The sequence below is a fragment of the Dactylosporangium sp. NPDC051485 genome, assembly GCF_040682015.1.
Lineage (GTDB): Bacteria > Actinomycetota > Actinomycetes > Mycobacteriales > Micromonosporaceae > Dactylosporangium.
This window is the reverse complement of sequence record NZ_JBFAZW010000052.1, coordinates 26,631-47,317: the sequence shown is the minus strand read 5'-3', so window position 1 is coordinate 47,317 and position 20,687 is coordinate 26,631. Positions and strand designations below refer to the sequence as shown.

Genomic DNA, 20,687 nt, shown 5'->3' with positions numbered 1-20,687 from the left:
CCCTGACCGTGTGGGTCGCATCCTTCTCGCCATCACCCTCGTCCTGACCGGCGCCTTCGCGGTGTCGCCCCCGGCGCACGCCAAGGCCGAAGCGGCGCTCTACATCGTGCAGCTGCAAGGGCGCCCCGCACTGCGCACGGAGAGTGCTCGCGCCGCCATTCGAGAAAACCGGGGCACGGTACTGCGAGCAGCTGGCGTTTCCACCACCGTCCGCGACTACGAGACGGTCTTCAACGGGTTCGCCGCCGCGCTGACCCCCGCCCAGCGGGACAAGGTCGCCCGCACGCCCGGCGTGCTGCGGCTGTGGAAGAACGAGCGGCGCACCGTCGAGACCATCTCCACGCCGTCGTTCCTCGGCCTGGCCGGCACCGGCGGCGCCTGGGCCCAGCAGTTCGGCGACCCCGCGCACGCCGGCGAGGGCGTGATCATCGCCGACATCGACACCGGCTTCTGGCCGGAGAGCCCGAGCCTGGCCCCGCTGCCCGAGCCCCGCCCGGACCAGGCGATCATCGACCGCAAGTGGAAGGCCGGCGGCGCCGACAAGTGCGACGAGGGCGCCGGCCCCCCGGCCCGGCGGGTCACCTGCAACAACAAGGTGATCGGCGCCCGGTACTACAACAGCAGCGGCTTCGGCGACTGGGCGGGCGAGTTCCAGTCCCCGCGCGACTACGACGGCCACGGCACCCACACGGCGACCACCGCGGCCGGCGACAACGACGTGCCGGCCGCGATCAACGGCGCCCCGGTCGGCAGGGTCTCCGGCATGGCCCCGGCCGCCCGTCTCGCGGTCTACAAGGCGCTGTGGCGCCAGGCCGATGGCGAGGGCTCGGGCGGCACCGTCGACCTGCTCGCCGCGATCGACGACGCGGTGGCCGACGGCGCCGACATCATCAACTACTCCGTCTCCGGCTCCAGCGCCCTGGTCGTCGACCCGATCGGGCTGGCCTTCTACAACGCCGCCGCGGCCGGCGTCTTCGTGGCCACCGCGGCCGGCAACTCCGGCCCGGACGCCGGCACGGTCGCGCACAACGCGCCGTGGGAGATGACCGTCGCCGCAAGCTCGCACGACCGCGGCTCGACCAAGCGCGTGACCCTCGGCAACGGCAAGACCTTCACCGGCGCCGGCCAGGGCCCGGCCGTGCCCGACGCTCCGCTGGTCGACTCGGTCCGGGCCGGCCTCGCCGGTCAGGCCGCCGACCGGGTCGAGCTGTGCTACCCCGGCGCCCTGGACCCGGCCAAGGTCAAGGGCAAGATCGTGCTGTGCGGCCGGGGCGCGAACCCGCGGGTCGACAAGAGCATCGCGGTGCGCGACGCGGGCGGCGTCGGCATGGTGCTCTACAACCCGACCGAGAACTCCCTCAACGCCGACTACCACGTCGTCCCGACCGTCCACGTGGACGACGCCGCCGGCGCGGCGATCAGGGCGTACGCGGCCGGCGCCGCCCCGCACGCCGCCCTGTCGGCGACGACGGCCACGCTCGCCCGGGCCCCGGCCGTCGCCGCCTTCTCCTCGGCCGGCCCGGCCGACGCCGGCGACGGGGACCTCATCAAGCCCGACATCACCGCCCCCGGCGTGGACATCGTGGCCGGCGTCTCCCCGGCCGGGCACCACGGCAACCTCTACGACGGCGAGAGCGGCACGTCGATGTCGAGCCCGCACATCGCCGGCATCGCCGCGCTCCTGCGGGCCAAGCACCCGCAGTGGTCCCCGGCCGCGATCAAGTCCGCCCTGATGACCACGGCCGGCACGACCGACAACACCGGCGGCGCCATCCGGCGGGGCACCCGCGACGCCACCCCCTTCGACTACGGCTCCGGCCACGCCCGCCCGGACCGCGCCTTCGACCCCGGGCTCGTGTACGACGCGGGGGCGCGGGACTGGGCGCGGTACGCCTGCGGGCTCGGCCAGCTGCAGCAGGTGAGCGACTGGTGCCCGATGGCCGGCACGATCGACCCCAGCGACCTGAACTACCCGTCGATCTCGATCGGCTCGCTGCCCGGCACCCGGACCGTCACGCGGTCGGTCACCAACGTCACCGGCCTGCCCAGCGTGTACGTCGCCACCGTCGCCGCCCCACCCGGCACGACGGTCGAGGTCTCCCCGCCGGTGATCACGGTCCCGGCCGGCCGGACGGTCGGATTCAAGGTCACCGTGCGACGGACCGACGCGGCTTATGGCAAGTACACCTTCGGGTCTTTGACCTGGACGGACCTGCGCGGGCACGCCGTGCGCAGCCCGATCGCGGCGCGGCCGGTCGCGCTCTCGGGCCCCGGCGAGATCACGGGCACCGGCGCGAGCGGACACGCCACCATCGACCTCCGCGGCGGCTACGACGGGCTGGTCACCGCCCACCCCTACGGCCTGGCCGCGTCGACGGTCCACACGTCGAAGCTGGTCGGCAGCACGGCCGCCTTCAGCTCCGCCCTCCCGGGGGCGTCCCCGGCCGTCTACGCCTTCGAGTTCACCCTGCCGCCGGCCACGAAGCTGGCCCGCCTGGCCACGTACGCCGCCGACCACGCCCCGGGCACCGACCTGGACCTGTACGTGTACCAGAACGACAAGCTCATCGGCCGCAGCGAGGGCACCACGGCGGACGAGGAGATCCCGCTGACGGGGGGTTCCGGGACCTATCAGGCGTACGTCGTGCAGTTCGCCCTCCCGCCGACGCTGGTCGACCAGCAGGTGAAGGCGCACCTGTTCCTGGCCGGCGCGGCCCTGACCGGCAACCTGTCGGTGACCCCGCGCCGGCGCTCGGTGACCCCCGATGCGCCGCTGCCCTTCGACGTCTTCTGGCACTCGTTGGACCCGGCCAAGCGTTACCTCGGCATGATCGAGTTCGGCGACGGCACCGCGGCCCGAGCCTGGACCACCGTGGCGATCGGCCCGACGACTTTGTCCCGATAAGTCGGGCGCTGGCGCGCCCACGACTTAGGGTGACCGTCAATAGGGTGAGCTGCTCGCTGGACGGGGCTGGCGCGGGCGGATCGCCCGGTGCGGGAAGCCCGCCCCGGGTCAGACTGGCCGGCGCTGGGTCGTGGAAGCCAGCCATGCATGGATGAACGACTTCGGCGAACTCCGTCGCCGCACCGACCGTCGTGCCTTCGTCATCGGCTTCTACCGCTACCTCGCAGCCGCGTTCGTTACTGTCCGTCGCCTCGTCGGCTGTGCCTGCACCCACTACCGATGGCCGCCTCTGACCAGCGTGGAGGCGTTCGTGACAGTGAGTGGCTGGCAGTTCAGTGGTTTTGGCGCTCTGAACTGCCGGTGCGTGGGTATTCGCTGCAATGCTCCGCCGGTGGCGCGTTGGGATGGTGTGCGACCTTTCGCGGGCTTCGGCGGAATTGGCAGCCGGCCGGACGTGGCAGATGCAAGAACCGGCTGCGATACGCTGCCGATGAGCGCGGATGGCGGCCGATTGTTCGACGCGTTGCCGCACTGGCGGGCCGGTGTCGCGGTGGCGGTGGTGTTGGTGTGCGACGGCCCGTGCGGGCGCGCCCGGACGCTGCGGCGCCGCCCGTCCGGTCCAGCGGCGCGGGATCGGCGTGGTCGGCGACGACCCGGTCGGCGGGGTGTTCGGCCTGTTCGGGCGGTAGCGTCGGCGGGACCGCCGCGGGGGCCGGGTCGGGCCGCTGATCGTCGGCCTTGCTCACCGGCGGGACGCCACCATGGATGCGGCGTAGCTTAGCGGCGTGCCGCTAAGCAAGGCCCCGCGCTCGGTGCTGCTCATGTTCCCGACGGAACTGCTCCCTTGCCGGACAATACCGCCGAGACCTGGTCCGGTCACGCATGGCAGCCAATTCCGTGCGACTGAAGAATGACAGCTGCCCCATGTCATTAATTATCCCCGAGCCCGCCCGGAATCACCGCCCCGGACGGTAACGACAATGTCAAATGGTGCACGCTCATGCCGCAGACCGCGATCGCCGGCACGAGGTCCATCGCGACGCTGAGTGATCGACGGTTCCAGGGTGCTGCCCGGTCAGGCCTGACCGGCGACGCGGGTCGACGGGTTCGGCAAACTCCGCCGCCGGCTTCGCCCCAACCTATTGACGGTCATCCTTATCGGATTTATACCCTGGCAGACGCAATGTCTGGTTTAAAGGTATTGGGTGCCCGACTTATCCGGTATGGGCCTTAGGGCCGCGTGCCCCACGCCGAGATCATCGCAGCGGTGGCGATGTCGAGCCGCCCCGCGTCCAGCGCCGCCAGGTGGGCGTCGATCTCCGCGTCGGTGGCCCGCCCCGAGGCTGTCAGCCGCGCCCGCAGCTGCTCGATCGTCGCCCGCTCCAGCCGTGCGCTGGCCGCCCCGCCGAACGGGAAGGACGACTCGCCGGCGACGTTCACGAGCCCGGCGGTCCGCAGCGCGCGGGGGAGCGTCCGCCCGTACGCCAGATCCACGCCCCGCTCCGCCATCAGCGAGCGGAAGGCGTGCCGCAGCCGGTTCGCCCGCCGCTCGTCCTCGCCCGCCTCGTCCGGGCAGGCCAGCGGCTGCAGCGCCGGGTCGGCCTCCTCCAGCAGCAGCCGCCCGCCCGGGCGAAGGGCCCCGACCAGCGCCGACAGGGCGGCGGCGCGCTGTGGCACGTGGACCAGCACCAGCCGGGCGTGGATCAGGTCGAAGCCGTCGCCCAGCGGCGGCTCGGCACCGACGTCGTGCCGGCGCACCTCGTAGCCGGCGCCGGCGGGCAGCCAGGACACGTCGATGTCGGTGGCCAGCACGCGGCCGGTCGGGCCGACCCGGGCGGCCAGCCAGGCCGGGACGCTCGGGCTGCCGGCGCCGACCTCCCAGCAGCTCCAGCCGGGGGCGACGCCCAGGGCGGCCAGGCGGCGGAACGTGCCGGGGTCGAAGAGCTCGGCCAGCGCGCCGAAGCGGCGGCCGGCCTCGGCCTGGGCGTTTGACAGGAGGTAGCCGCCGTCGCCCGGCGCCTCGAGCACCTCGTCGAGGCCGTTCGGGTCGTCGTAGGCGTGGGCGAAGCCGTGCCGCTCGTAGAGGCGCCGGGCGCGGCTGCCGCCGATGATGCCCAGGCGGACCGGGCGTCGCGGTGCGCGGCCATAACCTGGCGCAGCACCTCGCCGCCCACGCCGTTGCCGTGCAGCGCTGGGTCCAGGTAGAAGTGCTCGATCCACTGCGCGTCGGGCTCCGCGCGCACGGCGATGCAGCCGACCGCCGCGCCGTCGAGCTCGATGACGTCGGTGTTGGCCGGGACGTAGTGCTCCAGGAAGCGCTGGCGGGCCCGGTCGGGGTTCCAGCGGCCGATGCGCTCGAGGTCGGGCCGCATCGCGAGGGCCTTGAGCTCGGCCAGGCGAGGGGCGTCGTCCGGCGTGGCCGGGCGCAGTTTCCACGGGGCCGCCATGCCGTGAGCCTACGTGATCGAATTTGACCCCAACCGTGGGCGAGCGGGCAGGCGTTAGAGGGGGTATGGACGAGGATCGGTATCCGGGCTTCCGGGACTTCGTGTCCGGGCGCGGGCCGGCGCTGTCGCGGGCGGCGTACCTGCTGACGGGGGACCACCATGCCGCCGAGGACCTGGTGCAGACCGCCCTGGCGCGGGTGCTGCGGCACTGGGGGCGGGCGCGGGACGGGGACCCGGAGGCGTACGTCCGGCGGACCATGTACCACCTGCAGATGTCGTGGTGGCGGCGCCGGCGGGTGCCGGAGCAACTGGCCGCGGCGCCACCCGAGCGGGCCGGGCTCGATCCGCACACCGGCACCCTGCTGCGGATGACGCTGGACCGGGCGCTGGCCCTGCTGACCCCGCGCCAGCGCGCGGTACTGGTGCTGCGGTTCTACGAGGACCTGACCGAGGTGCAGGCGGCGCAGGTCCTCGGTCTTTCGGTGGGATCGGTGAAGCGGCACGCGCACGACGGGCTCGCCCGGCTCCGGGCCGCGGCCCCCCACCTCGTCGACGACGCGGAGCGAGTCACGGGAGGCTGGCGATGACGGCCCGGCTGCGGGAGGCGATGCAGGCGAGCGCCGGGGGCGTCGCGCCGTACGAGCTCTACGCCGGAGCGCTGGCCAAGGCGCGGCGGCACCGCCGGCGGCGGTGGGTCGCGGCGGCCGCGGCGGCCGCGATCCTGGCGCTGCTCGCCGTCGTCGCCCCGCCCCTGGCCCGGCCGGCGCCGCACCCCGTCGGCCCGTCCACGTCCCCGACGCCGTCGCTACCGGCCAAGATCGGTGCGCCGCTGTTCGGCACGCCGGACGTGACCGACGAGCCGATCGGCCCGGCGAGCGTGGCCTTCGGCTCGGGCCTGTGGTGGTGGGGCGAGAGCAAGGGCGTCACCGCGCTGGTCGGTTCGAGCACGGATACGTACGGCATCGTGTCGAACAACGACGCCCTGCGGGCGGGCGAGCACGTCCTGCTGTCCCCGGACGGCGCGCTGCTGGCCACCGAGAACCGGGTGATCGACCTGCGCACCGGCAAGGCCACCCCGCTGCCCGACCTCGGCGCCACCCTGCGCATCCCGCAGGCCTGGTCCGCCGACCGGCGCTACCTGGCGGTGGTCGCCTACCGGACGAAGTGGATCAGCGAGCCCAACGGGGTGCGGGTGCTCGGGGTGGCCGAGGCCACCCTGCACCTGCTCGAGGTCTCGACCGGCGAGCACCGCAAGATCGCCGACCTCCCCACGACGGGCAACCACGACGGCTGGACGGCGGCGTTCGCGCCGGCGGGCGGCGCGCGCCTGGCCTACCAGTCGGGCAACCAGATCTCGATCGCGGCGCCCGACGGCGCCCTGCTGTCCCGCTTCGACGTGGACCCCGGCGTCCGCCTGGCCGGCAAGGGCGCGTGGACCCGCGACGGCGAGGGCCTCATGCTGCTGCGCCAGCGCCGCTGCTGCACCGGCGACGCCTACCAGTCCCGCTGGCAACTCTTCGCCGTCGACGCGGCCACCGGCCGGCCCCGGGCCGAGCCGGCCGTGCCGGAGCTGGCGGGGCTGGTCGCCGTACGGCTGCTGGGTTGGACGAACTCCGGCGAGCCGGTCATCACCGCCGGCTATCCCGAGCCGGGCATCGCCGTCGTCGGCTTCGACACCGACGACCGGGCGCTGTCCGTCTCCGGCGACCACCTGGCCGACTACGCGTTCGTCCGTTCGGCCCGGGTGGTGGCCGTGGCGCAGGACGGCACGCAGCGCGTCCTGGTCCGCGGCCCGGACGAGGACGTGCTGTCCATCGACGTGTCCGAGGCCGCCATCGCGAGCGGCCTGACGAGGCCGGGCCGGGCGCCGACGGGGCTCGGGCCGTACGTGCGCCGGGCCCTCGGCTGCGTCCTTGCCGTCTTCGTGGTCGTGCTCATCGCCGTGACCGTCGTGGTGATCCGCGTGTGGCCACGGAGGAGGCGCCATGCCTGGTGATGAGGCGGGGCGGCCCTGCATGTCGCACGGCCGGCGGTTGGCGAACGCACTCAGATGTGCAGGCGGCCGTCGGCGACGACCACGGCGCTGCCGGAGATCTCGACCCTTTCGACCGCGCCGTTGACGACGGTGGCGGTGGCGCGGATCTTCGACGGGCGGCCCATCTCCACGCCCTGGTGGACGGTGATGGTGGCGCCCTGCGGGATGCGACCGTGGCGGCCCAGGTGCAGGGCGAGCGGGCCGGCCGCGGAGCCGGTGCCGGCGTCCTCGACCACGCCGTAGGCCGGCGAGAACATCCGGGCCCGCCACACCAGCGGGTCGCCGGTCGGGGCGAAGCAGTTTGCCGCGACATCGAGATGCGCGGCCAGGGCGTAGTGGTCGACCCGAAGGGCGGACAGGTCGGCCACGGTGGGGAGGCCGACGAAGGCGTGGCGGGGGCCGTTGCGGTACACCTCGACCGGAAGCGTCGACGAGGACAGCCCGAGGGCGTCCAGCAGCTCCGCGGGCCGGTCGTAAGGCTGCCACACCGGGATCGGCTGGAGCATCCGGGCGGTCGTCACGCGACCGCCCGGCGGGCCGGCGAACTCGAACGGCACCACGCCCATGCCGGTCTCCATGCGCAGCTCGCGGCCGCGCACGCCCGGGTGGCGGGTGGTGGCGAGCACCGCGGCGGTGCCGAAGGTGGGGTGGCCGGCGAACGGCAGCTCGCCGACCGGGGTGAAGATCCGCACCCGCACGTCGCCACCGGCCGTGGGTGGCAGGACGAAGGTGGTCTCGGACAGGTTCATCTCGCGCGCGATGCGCTGCATGCATGCGGAGGACAGGCCGGTGGCGTCGGGGACGACCGCGAGCGGGTTGCCCTCGAGGGCCGTATCGGTGAAGACGTCGGCGATCACGTAGCCGTACACGGGCGCCAGGCTAGGCCTGCGGCCGGACCTCCCGGTACTGCTCGATCGAGTAGGCGAAGAACCCGGCCAGCGGCTCCACGATCCGCGCCGGGGCCCGGTTGAGCCCGTCGTGGCCGCTGCGCTGGACGGCGAGCACCCGCGCGCGCGGGATGGCCCCCGCCAAGGCGTTGTTGAGGCCGACATAGTACGGCGGACCGCCCGCGCCATACGCCAGCAGCACCTCGGCCGTGATGCCGGACCACGCCTCGGCCGGTGCGTCGTGCAGCCGGACCTGCTGGGACTCGTCCAGGGTCATCCCCAGCAGGTCGCCCATCGTCCGGCCGATCGAGGTGCGCAGGAAAGCGCGACAGATCGCCACCTGCACCCCGAGCGGCAGCCGGGACGTCGCCGACTGCGTGTTGAGGCCGCCCCCGGTGAGGGCCATGGCCAGGGCGACCTCGCCCCGGGCCGCGGCCTCCCGCGCGGCGTCCAGCCACTGCGCCGGGAACCCGCCGGCGACGCTGACCGCGGCGTCATAGACCGCCAGCCGCTCGATCGGAAGGCCGCGCCGGGCGGCGTCCAGCGCGAGGTAGCCGCCGGAGCTGTGGCCGATGACGTTGCGCGCGCCGGTGTGCTCGAGGATCGCGCCGAGGTCGGCGAGGTCCTGCTCGAACGTGTAGGGCTCGCGGCGGGGGCCGGCGTCCCCGCGCCCCCGCCGGTTGTAGAGGTGCACGGCGAACCGGTCGGCGAGCCTGCCGGCCAGCCGCTTGTAGATGTCGATGGTGACGCCGCCGCCGTGCACCACGACGATGCCGGGGCCGGCGCCGAACGTGTGCAGCGCGATCGTCGCGCCGTCGGGGGCCGGGATGCGCTCGACTGCTTCGCTCATGACTGCTCCCATCGGGTCCCGTAACTGCGAACGATGTTAGCAGTTTAGCGGATCACCCGACGCTGGACACCTCCCATTGGTGGCTCAGCGGCTCGCGCACGACCCGGCAGACGAAGGACCGGCCGCCGGCCGTGCCGTGGACCAGGAAGGTGTCGTCGTCCGGGCGTTCGGTGGAGGCGATGGCGACCGGCCCGGCAATGTGGTCGCCGGCCGCGGCCGAGCACTGGTCGTGGGCGGCCCGGGCGTCGCTGCGCGAGGTCCAGAAGACCGCGATCCCCGCCACCGCCGCCAGCGCGACGACGACCACCACACTCTGCCGCACGGAAAACTTCGCATCGATCACGATCGGCAGGGTAACGCGTCAACCGGTGCCGCAGCGGTCCCTGGCGAAGGCCTCGCGGGTCCTCGGGGACGAGGACCTGCCCCTCAGGGATCTCCGCTCACCGGCATACTGGCGGCATGATCGAGATCCTTGAGTACGACTCCGCCTGGCCCGCCCTCGCCGCGCGGGAGATCGGCGAGTTGCGGGCCGCGCTGGCCGGCCGGATCGCGGACGTGGAGCACGTCGGCAGCACCGCCGTCCCCGGCCTGGCCGCCAAGCCGGTCATCGACCTGATGGCGGCGGCGGACGACCTCGACGCCGTGGCGCACCACGAGGACGTGCTGGGCTCCATGGGGTACGCCCGGATCGAGACCGGCATGCCCGAGCGCCTCTTCTACCGCCGCGAGGGCACCCCCGTCGCCTACCACCTGCACGTGGTCCCCGCGCCGACGTGGGCGACCCGCAATGAGCGGCTGTTGCGCGACCACCTGCTGGCCACCCCGGCGGACCGCGACGCCTACGCCCGCCTGAAGCACGAGCTGGCCGGCACGACCGGGGACGGCCTGGAGTACACCCGCGGCAAGACCGCACTCATCCAGCGCATGGTCGACGAGGCCCGCGCCGCCCGCGGCCTGCAGCCGGTCGACGTCTGGGAGGAGTAGCCCTTGCCGGTGGCCGCGCGGCCGTCAGCGGTTGCGGCGAAGGAGCCTCGAGTACCCGGTGCGGAGCATGCGGCGACCGGGCCAGGCCAGCAGGATGACGACCACGACGGCGGCGAGCAGCCACGGCACCGCCCACGTCGTGGCGCTCTGGCGCTGGTGCGGGGTGTCCAGCGGTACCACGCCGGGCGGGTTCACCCCGTCGAGGTCCATCCGGGCCGTTACCCGGCCGGCCGGGAGCGCGCCGCCGATCGTGACGGTGGCCGTGAACGATTCGTTGGGCAGCAGCGGCGGAATCGCCAGCGGCTGGGACTTCGCCATTCGAGCCCCGAACGGGGCGAGCAACGAGACGGTGCCGGTGCCGCCGAGCCGGATGTTGCCGCCGTTGTGCACGGTGTACGTGACCGTGGCGTCGCGGTTGCGGAACGGGTACACGGCCGCGCCGTAGTCGACCGACAGCTTGGTGATGGACAGGGCGGGGTTCAGCGCACCGTTGACGCGCACGTAGACGCGCGTGCCCACGCGCTGGTCGACGGCAAGGCGGGTGGTGCCGTCGGCCGAGCCGGGAACCTTGCGGCTGGCGACGATGCCGGCCGCGTGATCTCCGGGCGTGGCGTCCTTGGGCAGCGCCATGCGGAACGGCACTTGGACCGTGGTGCCCGGGGCGATGGTGACGGTGGGCGAGTCGAATTTGATCCAGCTGCCCAGGTCGACGGGGCGCTGGTCGGCCGTCAGCAGCGTGAAACTGCCCTCAGGGGTGGTGAACGCGTCGGTGGCGTAGACGGCCAGGGTCAGTTCCTCGTTGCCGAGGTTGCTGATGGCGACCCGGTCGGTGATCTCGGTTTCCGGCGGGAGGGTGTAGTCGATGGTGGAGCGGACCTCGCCACTGGCGGAGGGGGCGGGACCGACGGCCCATTGAATGGCGTCCTGCGTGGGTGCGGCCGCGGCCGGTATGGCGGGCCACACGTTGGACAGGGCCAGAAGGAGGCCGACCGCGACCATCGCACGGCCGGATCGGATGCGGGGACGGGCAAGCTCGGTCACGGTCGCTCCTGTTGTGCATGCCGCCGGGCGTCAGGGTGGTGGGCACCACCCTGACGCCCGGCGGGCGGATCATTGGGTCAGACGAGTGTCAGGGTAAGCACGCCGGTGTAGGTTCCCAGCGCCGCGTTGTAGGGCACGCCCAGGTTCAGGGTGGCCCCGCAGTCGAACGTCCCGGTGCTCGCACCGGCCGCCGACGCGCACAGCGTCTGCGGTGTGGACAGGCCCGAGCCGGGTGCCTTCGCCTGCCCTGCCGTGACCACCGAGTCGCTGGTGGTGCGGACCAGGCTCATGCCACCCGGCACGAGGCCGGCGGTCGGCGCCCAGCCGAGGTTCGCCGCGGCGATGGTCAGGTTGCCCGCCGGTGACCGGAAGTCGCTGACCTGCCCGGTCAGGCTCCAACCGGCGTTGGTGCCCCGTGAGTCGACCACCGTGACGTGGCCCAGGGGACCCGAGGCCACCTGGTCCTGGCCGTTGAGCGCGATGGGCGGAAGCGCCACCGGCGACATGTTGCCGACGGAGAGGCTGAGTGGGCCACCCGTCACCGTGGCCGTGATGGCCGTCTGGGCCGAGCTGTCGCCATGCGTGAACGGCGCGAAGGTCTGTGCGAACTGGTACGGCTTCCAGTTGTACGTCCGGGTCGAAGCCCGTTGATCCCGTTGCAGCGACCAGAACGACAGCCCGTGGATGTTCTTCTGGATGGCCCAGTTGAGGACCTTCACGGCGTCCTGGGTGGTGAAGGTCTCGCATTCACCGAAGTCGGACGGGCCCGGCATCGCGATGATGCCGATCATGCCCCACAGCTGGGCCGGGGTCTTCTGCGGATAGAGCCCGTGGAGGATGTCGTAGGTCGCCGCGGCGGCCTTGAACGTTTCCGCGGCCATGTCGTGCGCGGGGCCGGTCTTCGCCTTGCACGCTTCCGAGACGTCGTCGTAGAAGTTGAAGGTCATGAGGTGTACGGCGTCGATGCGGGCGCCGTTGTTGACCGCGTTCTGCAGCAGGAACCTGCTGCCGTTGTTCAGGCCGTCGGTGAAGGTCGGCTGGGTGTACACGAACTCGACCGTGCGGCCGGTGTCCCTCGCCCAGTCCTGAACGATCTTGATGGCCTTGTTACGCCGGTCGATGCCCGGCCAGTTGACGGGGTTGGCCAGCGACTCTTCTTCGATGTCCAGGTCGATGCGGGTGAAGTTGTACGCGGTGATGACGCGCTTGAACTCGTCCGCGATCGCGTTGACGTCCTGGCAGCTGTCGGCCAGTTCGGTGAGCGAGCCGGAGGTGGCGGCGGCTCCGCCGAAGGAGGGATAGACGTCGCCGCCGGCGGCGCGGATGGCCGCGATGCCGGCGGCGTAGGTCGGGCCGACCGGCATGTCGGCGCGGCCGTTCCAGTAGACCGTGCAGTCCCCGTGCTTCAGGGTCTGCAGGAAGGCCAGGGTCAGGTACTTGGCGCCGGAATCCTGGCTGGCCTGGAACAGCGTGTCGGAGTTGCTGAAGAAGTACGGGGCGAACACGTGCGGGGGGATCGGTGTGCCCGGCGCCGTCGCCGCCGCCTGGGCCGGCACCGCCGTGGCCGCGGCGCCGATCGTGCAGGCGAGCAGGGTGACCACGCCGAGCGCGCGTAACCGTCGTGTCAGGGGTGTCTTCATAGCTAGGCTACTCTCCGTTATTCGAAAGCTTCCTTTCTATTGGGTCGAGAACTTAGCGCACAAGCGCCCGGCCGTCCAGAGCAAGCGTTCGATTGGACATGCGGCGCCGGACCTTCGGCTGACCCCAGCACCCACTGCGGGCAGGGGATTTGCCGCCGGCCTCCACCGGCCTCGGTCTTGAGACGCAACTATGAAAAACTGGCCGCGTTCGCTGTGGACGCGGCCAGTTTCGTCAAGATCGCTGTGAATTGGGCGCTGCGCGTTACCAGGCGAGGTCCGCGCTGCTGTTGGCCGCCGTGCGTTCGGAGTACTCGGACAGCTCCAGCTTCTGCTTGGCGGCGGCCAGGCGCCGATCCCAGGTGTGCTGCCGGGCCAGCTCCACGCTGCCGATGACCACGGTGTGCTCCGCGTACTCCGACAACTCCAGCTCGGGCACCCAGTACGTCCGGGCCTGCAGGTGCCGCCTGAGGTGCTGCAACAGGACATCGCCGGCATGCGCGATGCCGCCGCTGATGACGAGGACGTCGGGGTTGAGCGCGAGCATGACCGGGCTGAGGGCGCGGGCGAGGATGCGCGTGGCGCGGTCCAGCACGGCGATGGCCCGCTCGTCGCCGTCGGCCGCCGCGCTGAACACGTCCATCGCGGCGAGCTCGCGGTCCGAGCGCAGCCGCGTGGTGGATACGCCGGAGAACTCGTCACGGGCCAGGTTGATCATTCCCGTGCTGCCGATCTGGGCCTCCAGCGGACCACTGCCATCCCGGTCGAAGGCCAGGTTGTCGGCGTCGTCGAAGCTGATCAGACCGACCTCACCGGCGGCGTTGTCCTTGCCGCGATGGAGCGTTCCGTTGATCACGATGCCCGCGCCGAGCCGCGCACCCCACTGGATCGCGATGATCGTGCGGCCGGGCAGCCGGCTCGCCGCCGCCACGGCCGCCAGGTTGGCGTCGTTCTCGAGGTGGACCCGGCAGCGGAACTCCTTCTCCAGGTGGCTTGTGATGTTGAAGGTCTCCCATCCCCGCATGCTCGGGGCGAGCCGCAGCCGTCCGGCGACGGGATCCACCACTCCCGGTGAACCGATGACCACGTCGGCGATCTGCGCGCTGTCAAGATTCGCGTCGCGCAGACAGGTGTCGATGACCCGGCGTACCCCGGCCAGCACTGCCACCGCGTCGTGAGGCCCGGACACCGCCCGGGCCGATTCGGCGAGCATGTTGCCGCCCAGGTCGCTCACCCGGGCCTTCACGGCGTGTGGCCCGACATCGATGCCGAGGACGGGATCGACACCCGGGCGTAGCTCGAAGACGGCGGCCGGCCGGCCCTGGCGGACCCCGTCCGGGCTGTCCGTGGACTCGACGACGAGGCCACCCGTCTTGAGTTCTTCGATGGCCTGCGCGACCGTCGGCCGGGTTAGTCGAGTGACGCTAATTATCTCGCTGATGCGCAGCGGGCGCCGTGCCTGGCGCACCGCGGCGAGCACCAGTGAGGTGTTGAACTGCCGCAGCACCGCGGTACCGGCGGGTATGTCAGCCACCAGCCCAGCCTGCCTTCCGTATGTATGTCCGGAATTGACGATACCCGGAACGTTCAACGCCGGCATGGTCGCAGACGGACCGGTGGCGGTGCGCCCCAGGCCGGTGCTCTCCCGCCCCTTGACGCGATCATGGGCGTGCCGTAGGAATAAGAAAGAACGTTTCGTTTTTCTTCCACCACCCCCAATTCACCGCCGCGATCCTTTGGGTCGCAGGAGGGAAGAGTATGAAACTCCCCAGCGCTCGCCGCCCCGGCCTGCGGATGGGCAAGCTGGCCCGCGCCGGCCTGGTCGGCCTGTTAGCGGCTGGCACCGTGATCACCTCGGCGGGCTCCGCCGTCGCGGAGCCTGCCGCCTCCGGCGAGACGGTGCCGGCGCCGACCACCCCGATGGTGGGCGGGTACCTGCTGCAGGGCACGCCGAACTTCAGCTCCATCAAGATGGAGCTCGTGACCCACTTCTACTGGGCGTTCTCCACCATCAACAACGGCAAGTGCACCACCGCCTCCCAGGCCGGCATCGACGCCGTGAAGGCTCAGCGGCAGAAGCAGCCGAGCCTCAAGGTGATCCGCTCGCTCGGCGGCTGGGGCGCCCGCGGCTTCTCCGACGCGGCCGCCACCGACGCCAGCCGCAAGACGCTCGTCGCCTCGTGCATCGACGCCTTCATCGCCAACGGGGTGACCGACGGCATCGACCTCGACTGGGAGTTCCCGGTCAGCGGTGGCCTGAACAACATCGGCTACCGCGCCGAGGACCGGGAGAACATGAACCTCCTGGTCGACGAGTTCCGCACCCAGCTCAACGCCTACGCGGACGCGCAGGGCAAGAACCGCCGCGACTTCCTCGTCACCGCCGCGCTTCCGGCCGGCCGCTGGCAGGACTCCGGCGACAACGTCCACGGCGCGCCGTACGACGTGCTGAAGAGCTTCGACCTGGCGACCCTGGGCCGGACGCTCGACACCATCAACATCATGACCTACGACATGGGCACCGGCTACTCGCCGATCTCCATGTTCAACCAGCCGCTGTACAAGCACCCGCTGGACACCACCGGCGACCCCTACAACAGCATCGACGCGGCGGTGAAGCTCTACCGGGCGCAGGGCGTGCCGGCCAACAAGCTCACCCTGGGCGCGGAGTTCACGCTCAGCCGCGGCTTCCAGACCGTCGACGACGTGAACAACGGCCTCTTCCGGAACTGGACGGCCACCGGCTGCGGCACGGCCACGATGGCGAACGCGCTCAAGCCGGGCACCACCGCCCTGGTCAACTGGGACCCGTACGCGCTGTCGCCGTACGTGTGGGACCCGGCGCAGAAGCGCTTCTGCAGCCAGGAGAACGCGCAGTCGCTCGGCATCCGGGCGCAGTACGCGAAGGACAACGGCCTCAACGGCATGTTCACCTGGGAGCTGAACGGCGACGCGCAGGGCAGCCAGCTGCGCGCCATCGCGCTGCCCTTCGAGCCGGAGAAGGTCGTGGCCGCGCCGGCCCCGACCGTCAAGGGCGCCTCCATCATGGCCGGCCAGGGCACCACGTTCAGCGGCGAGGTCGCCCGGGTCACCGGTAGCTCGGCCGCGTCCCTCACCGCCGAGATCAACTGGGGCGACAACACGCACAGCGCGGCGGTCGTGGTGCCGCAGGGCAACGGGACCTTCTCGGTCACCGGCACCCACACGTACGCCAAGGCGGGCTCCTACACGCTGACGGTCGCCACCATCGACCCTGACCCGATCAACAGCCGCATGGTCAACGCCGTGGCCAACGTGGGCAGCGTCGACCCGGGCCAGCAGACGATCGTCACCGAGGTCACCGGCGGCGCGCTGAGCCTGAGCGTGGCGGACAACGCGCCCATCGACCTGGGCAAGGTCCAGCTCAACGGTCAGGACCAGCTCGTCTCGGGTGCCCTCAAGTCGATCACCGTCGTGGACCCGCGGGGTAACAACGCCGGGTGGAGCCTCACCGGCCAGGTGAGCGACTTCCGCACTGCCGGCACGGCGACCATCCCGGCCGCCAACCTCGCCTGGGCCCCGACCGCGGCGGTCGTGCCGGGCTCGCTGAACCTCGAGCACAGCACCACGACCACCGCGACCGTGGCCGCCGGCCCGGCACTGGTCCCGGGCAAGGGCCTCTCGGTGGCGCACACGCTGTGCTCGTCCAACGTGGGCGCCAGCACCGGCCGGTTCACCTGCGGCGGCGCCCTGAACCTCGGCGTTCCGTTCGACACCGCGGTCGGCTCCTACACCGCGGTCCTGACGGTCACGCTGATCTAGTTTTACCCGCACGCTGAGGTGGGATGCGGCTGCCGCCGCATCCCACCTCTCGCCGTCTGACGGCGGGTGCTCACCTGTTCGACGCGATGTCGGCCGCGCCCGCGTGGGTCAGGCGCTCGGGCACGACGATCCGCTCGTACATCTCGTCGCTGACGCCACGCCGCAGGGCCGCCTCCTTGAGGGGCAGATCGTCATCGATGGCGAGGTGTGCGATCTCGGATGCCTTGTCGTAGCCGATGACCGGCGACAGGGCGGTGACCATCATGACCGAGCGTTCCACGTTGTGCCGCAGTTGGTCGCGGTTGAGCCGGACGCCTTCGACGAGGAACTCGCGGAAGTGGTCGGTGGCGTCGGCGAGGATGCGGGTCGAGTGCAGGACGTTGTTGATGATGACGGGGCGGAAGGCGTTGAGTTCGAAGTTGCCCTCGTTGCCGCCGATGGCCACGGCGGTGTCCGACCCGAGCACCTGAACGCACACCATGAGCATCGCTTCGGCCTGGGTCGGGTTGACCTTGCCGGGCATGATCGAAGAGCCGGGCTCGTTGGCCGGCAGAATCAGCTCGTGCAGGCCGGCGCGCGGTCCGGAGCCGAGCCAGCGGACGTCGTTGGCGAACTTGAACAGTGCCGTGGCGATCCCGCGCAGCGCGGCCGACACGCGGACCAGCGGGTCCAGCGATCCCTGGGCGGCGAACTTGTTGGGTGCGGTGACAAACGGGCGGCCGGTCAGCTTCGCGACCACCTTGGCGGTGTCCTCGCCGAAGCCCGGTGGGGCGTTGAGGCCGGTGCCGACGGCGGTGCCGCCCATCGCCAGCCGGTACAGGCCCCGCGTGGTCGAGGCGAGGTGGTCGGCGGCGTCCTCGAGTTGGGCGGCGTAGCCGGACCACTCCTGCCCGACGGTGAGCGGGGTGGCGTCCTCCAGGTGGGTCCGGCCGATCTTGACGACGTCCGCCCAGTCGCGGCTCTTGACCGCGGTGGCGTCGCGCAGCCGGCCGAGTGCCGGCAGGAGGTGCTCCTCGATCGCGGTCACGGCCGCGATGTGCATGGCGGCGGGGAACGTGTCGTTGGAGGACTGCCCCATGTTGACGTCGTCGTTGGGGTGCACCGGGGTCTTGGCTCCCAGCTGCCCGCCGACGAGCTGGATCGCCCGGTTGGAGATCACCTCGTTGACGTTCATGTTGGACTGGGTTCCGGAGCCGGTCTGCCAGACGTACAGCGGGAACTCGCTGTCCAGCTGGCCGGCGATCACCTCGTCGGCCACCCGTGAGATCAGGTCGGCCTTCCACCGCGGCATCCGTCCGGCGCGGGCGTTGGCGATCGCGGCGGCCTTCTTGACGTAGCCGTAGGCGTGGTACACGGCCTTGGGCATCCGATCATCACCGATGTCGAAGTGCGTCAGCGACCGCTGGGTCTGGGCGCCCCAGTAGTGGTCGGCCGGGACGGCGACCGAGCCGAGCGAGTCGGTTTCGGTGCGGGTGCCGGTGGCGTCGATGCCGATCGGTACATCGCGTACCTCGGGCCCACCTCGGTCGGCGGGTCGGTCGCCGGTCGGGTTGCGGGTGGCCATGTCGTCACCCGGCCTTGACCGGACGGTACTCGGGCTGCCACACCGCGTCCTGCACTTGCTGTACCGGGTCGGTCAGCTCGGTGCGGGCCAGGCCTTCGTCGGCGGCCCGCTTGGCGACCGCGACGGCAACGGTGGCCGACACCGTCCGGAGGTTCTCCACGTGCGGCAGCAGCGAGGCGCCCGGCGTGCTCACGTCCACGAGGCCGGCGACGGCTTCGGCGGCGGCCGCGAACATCCCGTCGCTGATCCGCTTCGCCCGGGCGACGATGGCGCCGAGGCCGAGACCGGGGTACAGCAGCGCGTTGTTCGCCTGCCCGATGCCGTAGGTGACGCCTTGGTAGGTGACCGGCGGGACCGGGATCCCGGTGGCGATCAGGCCGAGGCCGTCGGTCCACGGGATGAGCTGGTCCGGCATCGCCTCGATGCGTTCGGTCGGGTTGGACAGCGGGAAGATGACGGGCCGGTCCACGTGCCGGGCCATCTCCTTGACGATGTCTTCGGTGAACGCGCCGTGCTCGGTCGAGGTGCCGACCAGCATGGTCGGTTTGCTGTTCGCGATGGTCTCTTTGAGCCCGATGCCGCCGTTTCGCCGCCAGGCGGTGACCTCGCCGGCGGGCCGGGCGTACGGGGCCTGGTAGTCACGCAGGTCGGTCATGTCGTCGGTGAGCAGGCCCTGCTTGTCGATGCACCAGATCTGCCGGGTCGCCGCGGCCCGGTCCGCACCGTCGCGGACCATCGCGTCGCGGAGTTGGTCGGCGATGCCCACCCCGGCGGTGCCGGAGCCGAAGATCACGATCCGCTGGTCCCGCATCCGGGTGCCGGTGACCCGCACCGCGCTCAGTGCCGCGGCGAGCACGATCGCGCCGGTGCCCTGCATGTCGTCGTTGAACGTGCACACCCGGTCGCGGTAGCGCTCCAGGATCCGCCGGCCGTTGCTCGGCCCGAAGTCCTCCCAGTGCAGCAGCGCCTTCGGGAACAGCTTGGTCGCCGCCCGTACGTAGGCGTCGATGAACTCGTCGTAGCGCTGCCCGCGCACCCGGCCGTGCCGGTTGCCGAGATAGTCCGAATCGTTGAGCAGTTCCTCGTTGTCGGTACCGACATCGAGCGCGACCGGAATCACCCGGCCCGGGTCGATTCCGGCCGCGGCGGTGTAAACGGCCAGCTTGCCCACCGCGATGTCGATGCCACCGGCACCCCAGTCGCCGATCCCCAGGATCTCCTCGGCGTCGGAGGCGACGATCAGGTCCACGTCGTCCGCGCCCAGCCCGGCGTCGGCCAGCGCCTTCTCCACCCGGTCGGGTTCGTTGACCGACAGGTACACCCCGCGCGGGCGGCGGTACTCGTGGCTGTACCGCTTGATCGCCTCACCCACGGTCGGGTCGTAGACGACCGGCAGCATCTCCCGCAGGTGTTCGGACAACAGCCGGTAGAACAGCACCTCGTCGTTGTCCTGCAACATGGCCAGGAAGACGTTCTTGTGCAGGTCGGACGGCTGGCGGTGGTACTGCTCGTACACCCGCCGCACCTGGTCCTCCAGCGACTGCACCGTCGGCGGCAGCAGCCCCTCCAAGCCCAGCGCCGCCCGCTCCTCACGCGTGAACGCCGTGCCCTTGTTCAGCAACGGCGTGTCCAGCACCTCTACGCCACGTGCCGTCGTGACGTATGCGCCGTCCTCGGACCGGAACCTTCGCTTCGCGGCGACCCGCGTCCCTACGGTCATCGAAACGCCTCCGGTTCATCTCGGCAACGCTCAACAAACGCAGGTTTCACTACCCTCTGCCGGTCGATTACGCCTCCGGCCGCCGCCCGACCATCGGCGCGTCGTGACCCGTCGGCACGCGTTCCAGCGTCTGCGCGAACGCGAGGAGCTGCTTCTCGACGAGGTCGAGCGCGCGCATGCTTCGCTCGGATCGGGCGAAGATGACCGCTCCTTCGGTTGAGGCTTCGAGCATCCAGGCGAGATCCTCGGCTTTGGCTTTCTCGACTCCGGCGTCAACGAACAGCTCGGTCAGGTCGGCGACCCACACCTCGAAGACCTTTCGCGCGGCGGCGCGGAGTTCCTCGGTTTCAGCGCTGACCGTGACTCCCGCGGCGGCACAACCGGCCGCGTAGTCGCTCTTGCGCAAGACGCCCCGCCACAGGTCGACGAAGCCAGTGATGACGGTCCCCACGTCCGCCCCGCGCATCGCGCGCAAAGGAGCGCGGGCGTCGGTCGCCATGTACTCCATGGCGGCCAGAACCATCTCGTCCTTGCCGCCGGGGAAGTGGTAATACACCGACCCGCGCGGCGCGCCACTGCGCTCCAGGACGTCGGCGATGGCCGTTCCCTGGATGCCCCGCTCGGCAATGAGCCACAGCGCACTGTGCGCCATGCGGCTTCGGACGTCGCTCGCCAACGGTTGACCTACTTCCTCGAGTGCCAGTCGCACTCCTATGCTACGTTGCATAGAGTATGCCAAGCGTCATATAGAATCACTGTCGCTTGGGAGGTCCTGATCCCTCCCAAGCCCCTCTCACCACCAACAGAGAGCGAACC

15 protein-coding genes and 2 pseudogenes are annotated in these 20,687 nt (G+C 71.4%); 6 read left to right on the top strand and 11 right to left on the bottom strand.

All coding sequences use genetic code 11. The features are described 5' to 3' along the window. Positions 1 to 10: 10 nt before the first annotated feature. Together AB0M46_RS27315 and AB0M46_RS27310 are read left to right on the top strand one after the other, a co-directional pair. Positions 11 to 2,905 (top strand): S8 family peptidase, encoded by a 2,895-nt coding sequence (locus AB0M46_RS27315; RefSeq protein WP_363340353.1) that lies wholly within the window; start codon positions 11 to 13, stop codon positions 2,903 to 2,905. A gap of 64 nt (positions 2,906 to 2,969) precedes the next feature. Beyond that, positions 2,970 to 3,161, top strand: a pseudogene (locus AB0M46_RS27310) (IS5/IS1182 family transposase); the annotation flags it as partial. Between the two features lie 974 nt (positions 3,162 to 4,135). Here AB0M46_RS27310 and AB0M46_RS27305 read toward each other — a convergent pair. Beyond that, positions 4,136 to 5,125 carry a methyltransferase domain-containing protein gene (locus AB0M46_RS27305; RefSeq protein ID WP_363340351.1) on the bottom strand — a complete coding sequence of 330 codons (990 nt, stop codon included), beginning with the start codon at positions 5,123 to 5,125 and terminating at the stop codon, positions 4,136 to 4,138. After that, positions 5,092 to 5,277 (bottom strand): annotated as a pseudogene (locus AB0M46_RS27300) (GNAT family N-acetyltransferase); the annotation flags it as partial. The gene AB0M46_RS27305 and the pseudogene AB0M46_RS27300, both read right to left, overlap by 34 nt. Before the next feature lie 140 nt (positions 5,278 to 5,417). Here AB0M46_RS27300 and AB0M46_RS27295 point away from each other — a divergent pair. Continuing rightward, complete coding sequence (locus tag AB0M46_RS27295) at positions 5,418 to 5,939, top strand: SigE family RNA polymerase sigma factor (protein ID WP_363340349.1); 522 nt, start codon at positions 5,418 to 5,420, stop codon at positions 5,937 to 5,939. Continuing rightward, complete coding sequence (locus AB0M46_RS27290) at positions 5,936 to 7,348, top strand: hypothetical protein (protein ID WP_363340347.1); 1,413 nt, start codon at positions 5,936 to 5,938, stop codon at positions 7,346 to 7,348. The genes AB0M46_RS27295 and AB0M46_RS27290 overlap by 4 nt, the downstream gene beginning before the upstream one ends. 50 nt (positions 7,349 to 7,398) lie before the next feature. Here AB0M46_RS27290 and AB0M46_RS27285 read toward each other — a convergent pair whose 3' ends face one another. The 3 genes from AB0M46_RS27285 to AB0M46_RS27275 are packed head-to-tail and all read right to left on the bottom strand — an operon-like array spanning position 7,399 to position 9,467. Beyond that, entirely contained in the window at positions 7,399 to 8,256 is an 858-nt protein-coding gene (locus AB0M46_RS27285) for a PhzF family phenazine biosynthesis protein (protein ID WP_363340346.1), read from the bottom strand. 10 nt (positions 8,257 to 8,266) lie between these two features. Then, positions 8,267 to 9,124, bottom strand: coding sequence for an alpha/beta hydrolase (locus tag AB0M46_RS27280; protein WP_363340344.1), 858 nt, complete (start codon positions 9,122 to 9,124; stop codon positions 8,267 to 8,269). A 52-nt stretch (positions 9,125 to 9,176) separates the two neighbouring features. Then, positions 9,177 to 9,467, bottom strand: a complete 291-nt coding sequence (locus AB0M46_RS27275; RefSeq protein ID WP_363340343.1) for a hypothetical protein — start codon at positions 9,465 to 9,467, stop codon at positions 9,177 to 9,179. Between the two features lie 116 nt (positions 9,468 to 9,583). Between AB0M46_RS27275 and AB0M46_RS27270 the strand changes: the two genes are divergently transcribed. After that, complete coding sequence (locus tag AB0M46_RS27270) at positions 9,584 to 10,108, top strand: GrpB family protein (protein ID WP_363340342.1); 525 nt, start codon at positions 9,584 to 9,586, stop codon at positions 10,106 to 10,108. A gap of 24 nt (positions 10,109 to 10,132) precedes the next feature. Here AB0M46_RS27270 and AB0M46_RS27265 read toward each other — a convergent pair whose 3' ends face one another. From AB0M46_RS27265 to AB0M46_RS27255, 3 genes are all read right to left on the bottom strand, one after another. Further along, positions 10,133 to 11,149 carry a DUF916 domain-containing protein gene (locus tag AB0M46_RS27265; protein WP_363340341.1) on the bottom strand — a complete coding sequence of 339 codons (1,017 nt, stop codon included), beginning with the start codon at positions 11,147 to 11,149 and terminating at the stop codon, positions 10,133 to 10,135. Positions 11,150 to 11,226: 77 nt separating this feature from the next. Beyond that, the gene (locus tag AB0M46_RS27260; protein ID WP_363340339.1) at positions 11,227 to 12,789 is read right to left on the bottom strand and encodes a glycosyl hydrolase family 18 protein; all 1,563 of its coding nucleotides are present in this window, start codon (positions 12,787 to 12,789) and stop codon (positions 11,227 to 11,229) included. Positions 12,790 to 13,051: 262 nt separating this feature from the next. Beyond that, positions 13,052 to 14,320 carry an ROK family protein gene (locus AB0M46_RS27255; protein ID WP_363340337.1) on the bottom strand — a complete coding sequence of 423 codons (1,269 nt, stop codon included), beginning with the start codon at positions 14,318 to 14,320 and terminating at the stop codon, positions 13,052 to 13,054. Between the two features lie 224 nt (positions 14,321 to 14,544). Here AB0M46_RS27255 and AB0M46_RS27250 point away from each other — a divergent pair, with 224 nt between their 5' ends. Then, complete coding sequence (locus tag AB0M46_RS27250) at positions 14,545 to 16,587, top strand: glycosyl hydrolase family 18 protein (RefSeq protein ID WP_363340335.1); 2,043 nt, start codon at positions 14,545 to 14,547, stop codon at positions 16,585 to 16,587. A 70-nt stretch (positions 16,588 to 16,657) separates the two neighbouring features. On the opposite strand, the gene AB0M46_RS27245 is transcribed toward AB0M46_RS27250, so the two are convergent. The 3 genes from AB0M46_RS27245 to AB0M46_RS27235 all read right to left on the bottom strand — a co-directional run bounded on the left by AB0M46_RS27245 (position 16,658) and on the right by AB0M46_RS27235 (position 20,547). Then, on the bottom strand, positions 16,658 to 18,151 hold the full coding sequence (locus AB0M46_RS27245; protein WP_363340333.1) for a class II fumarate hydratase: 1,494 nt from the start codon (positions 18,149 to 18,151) through the stop codon (positions 16,658 to 16,660). A 4-nt stretch (positions 18,152 to 18,155) separates the two neighbouring features. Beyond that, positions 18,156 to 19,871 carry an NAD-dependent malic enzyme gene (locus tag AB0M46_RS27240; protein ID WP_363340331.1) on the bottom strand — a complete coding sequence of 572 codons (1,716 nt, stop codon included), beginning with the start codon at positions 19,869 to 19,871 and terminating at the stop codon, positions 18,156 to 18,158. Positions 19,872 to 19,938: 67 nt separating this feature from the next. Further along, positions 19,939 to 20,547: a TetR/AcrR family transcriptional regulator gene (locus tag AB0M46_RS27235; RefSeq protein WP_363340329.1), complete on the bottom strand. Its 609-nt coding sequence runs from the start codon at positions 20,545 to 20,547 to the stop codon at positions 19,939 to 19,941. Between the last annotated feature and the right edge of the window lie 140 nt (positions 20,548 to 20,687).